Consider the following 2783-nt stretch of genomic DNA (forward strand, 5'->3'; position numbering starts at 1 on the left):
GTGACGCTCACGGGCGAGCGCCGCCACTACCTCGTCCACGTGCTGCGGCTGGAGGACGGCGACGCGCTGGAGGTGTTCGACGGCAAGGGCCGCGCCTTCGAGGCGCGCGTCACCGGCTTGGACGCGGAGTCCGTGCGGCTGGTGCTGGGGGCCGTGCGGGTGACTCCGCCCGCGCGCGAGATGAGCATCCTCCAGGGACTGCCCAAGGGGGACAAGATGGAGCTGGTGCTGCAGAAGGGCACGGAGCTGGGCGCCACCGCGTTCCATCCGGTGGCCACCGCGCGCAGCGTGGTGAAGCTGGAGCCGAAGCGCGCCGAGGAGCGCACCCAGCGGTGGGCGAAGATTGTCGAGGAGGCCGCGCGCCAGTGCCGGCGCGATGATGTGCCGGTGGTGCATCCGCCCCGTCCGCTGCTGGACGCGGCGCGTGCCCTGACGCCGGGCACGCTGCTGCTGGTGCTGGACGAAGAGGAGTCCGCTGTGCCGCTGGGCGAGGCGTTCCGGAGCGTGGCCGCGGGGACGCCAGTGGCGCTGGTGATTGGCCCCGAGGGCGGGCTCGCGCGCGAGGAGGTGGAGGGCCTGCGGGGGCTGGGCGCGCGACCGGTGACGCTGGGCTCGCGCATCCTGCGCACGGAGACGGCGGCGCTCGCGGCGCTCGCGGTGATGCAGCACCTGGACGGGTCGCTCGGTTAGCAGTCGAGCAGACAGTCCCTCCCTGCATCCCAGGTCACGGATTCGTGTGGTGATTCCTACGTTTCTGCCATTCGGGACCTCGCGGGTCCCTCACACGGGAGAGACTCTCATGGGGATCATCGCATTCATCATCATCGGCCTCATCGCGGGACTCATCGCCCGGGCCATCCTGCCGGGCAAGCAGAGCATGGGGCTGGTGGCCACGACGCTGCTGGGCATGGTGGGTTCGCTGGTGGGTGGTCTCATCGGCTCTCTCTTCGAGCGCAACGGCCGGCTGTTCGACCTGCATGCCTCCGGCATCATCATGTCGGTCGTGGGAGCGATCATCGTGCTTCTCCTGGTGGGAGCAGCGGGACGGCGCCGCGTCCACGCCTAGCGTGAGGCGCCCATACGCACCGTCCTCCGGGGCGGGTTGCATGGCGCTGACGAGCCCCTGACGGTTCCTCGGGCGAGGGACCGGTGGGGGCTTGTCCTTTTCTTGCTACAGGCCTGAATGCGGCCTTTCATGGCGACGGTTGTCCGCGTCGCTGGGAGGATCCGTTGTCCAAGTGCCTGAAGTGCGGCGCCTCGCTGCCGCCGGTCGGAGATTGCCCCGCTTGCGCCGCCAATGGCGCGCGCCCACCCGCGGTGGCCCCCCTCCCGAGCCTGCTCGACCGCGACATCCACATTGATCGCCGCAAGGCCGGGGACCGCATGGCCCAGGACGCCGACGGCGGCGACCCCATCACGCTGAACAGCGAACCGCTGGAGCCGGAGACGCTGCGCGGTACGCCGGCCTTCGCGCTGGAGGCGCCTCGCGGCCCTGTCACTCCGCCGGGCATGACGCCGTCGGTTCGTCCGGGGATGGCGCCCGTGCCTCCCGCCGCGCCGCGCGCAGCAGCGCCCCGACCGCCCGCGCAGGCTCCGGCCGCCGCGCCTCGCGCCGCTGTGCCTCCAACGGATGGTCCCGTGCGTGCGCCCCATCCGGCTCCCGCGGCTCGCCCCGCGCCGGCCCCTGCGTCCCCCGCGGATGCGACGATTCGCGCGGCGGCTCCGACCGCGCGTCCTGCTTCGCCCCAGGCGGATGCGACGATTCGCGCGGCAGCTCCGGCTGCGCGCCCTGCAGCGCCCCAGGCGGATGCGTCCCCCGCGGATGCGACGATTCGCGCGGCAGCTCCGGCTGCGCGCCCTGCAGCGCCCCAGGCGGATGCGTCCCCCGCGGATGCGACGATTCGCGCGGCGGCTCCGGCTGCGCGTCCTGCCCAGGCCGATCGCGTCCCCGCGCAGCACGCGGAGGGTCAGGCGGTCCGGGCTCCCGCGCAGCAGGCGCCTCGGGCGGCGGCGCCCATGCCTCCTCGCGCCACGCCTCCCGTTGGGAACGCGCCCGCTGGCGCCGTGCAGCCTCCGCGTCCCGCCGCGCCGCCTCCGGGCGTGGCGCCGATGGCCGCCGTGCCTCCGCGCGCCGCGCCCACCGCGGCCCTGTCGGAGCCGGGCTTCCAGAATCCTGGCGTCGCCGTGCCTCGCGCCGCGCAGCCTCCGGTGCCCTCCACGGAGCCCCGCCCGGGCTCCGCGCTCACGCCGGCCTACGGCACGGAGCCGCACGTTTCGCGCCCCCAGGCCGCCTCCGCCCAGCCACGTAGCAACGCGCAGGGTTCTCCCGGCCTGCCTCGCATGGACGCGCCCGCGCAGGCCCAGGCCGCCTCTGGCCAGCCTCGTGGCAACGCGCAGGGTTCGCCCGGCCTGCCCCTCATGGACGCGCCCGCGCAGGCCCAGGCCTCCGGTCTGCCGCACATGGATTCGGCCTCGCAGGCCCAGGCCTCCGCCCGGATGGGTGGCGCGCAGGCCCAGGCTTCGTCCGGTTTCCCCCGCCGGGAGCCCGCCTCCGGACCGTCGGCCGCCGAGCACTGGGATGCACCGCAGGCCACTTCCGGCCTGCCCTTGATGGATGCTCCCGCGCAGGCCTCCGGTCCGTCTCGCCGGGACGCCGCTCCGGGCCTTCCCGTCATGGAGGACCCGGCCATCCTGCCTCCGCTGGAGACGCCGGCCTACGCGACGTCCCCGGCGCCCGCTCCGGGAGTGTCCCTCATGGAAGCCTCGCCCGCCCCTGCCCCCAC

General features: G+C 74.5%; 2 protein-coding genes and 1 pseudogene. All 3 read left to right on the forward strand.

Annotation, left to right across the window (positions count from 1 at the left end; all coding sequences use genetic code 11):
- Nucleotides 1–690: 16S rRNA (uracil(1498)-N(3))-methyltransferase (locus D7V77_RS41370; protein WP_233597550.1), on the forward strand; the 690-nt coding region annotated here is incomplete at its 5' end.
- A gap of 109 nt (nucleotides 691–799) precedes the next feature.
- Nucleotides 800–1066 (forward strand): GlsB/YeaQ/YmgE family stress response membrane protein, encoded by a 267-nt coding sequence (locus D7V77_RS41375; protein WP_014393940.1) that lies wholly within the window; start codon nucleotides 800–802, stop codon nucleotides 1064–1066.
- Between the two features lie 164 nt (nucleotides 1067–1230).
- A pseudogene (locus D7V77_RS43460) lies at nucleotides 1231–2783 on the forward strand (hypothetical protein); the annotation flags it as partial.

Source organism: Corallococcus sp. CA041A, from assembly GCF_003612075.1.
In the GTDB taxonomy this organism is placed as follows: Bacteria; Myxococcota; Myxococcia; order Myxococcales; family Myxococcaceae; genus Corallococcus; species Corallococcus exiguus.

Bases quoted from the DNA above. Each gene is read 5' to 3' on its own strand.
- D7V77_RS41375 (WP_014393940.1), top strand. From the start codon at position 800: ATGGGGATCATCGCATTCATCATCATCGGCCTCATCGCGGGACTCATC.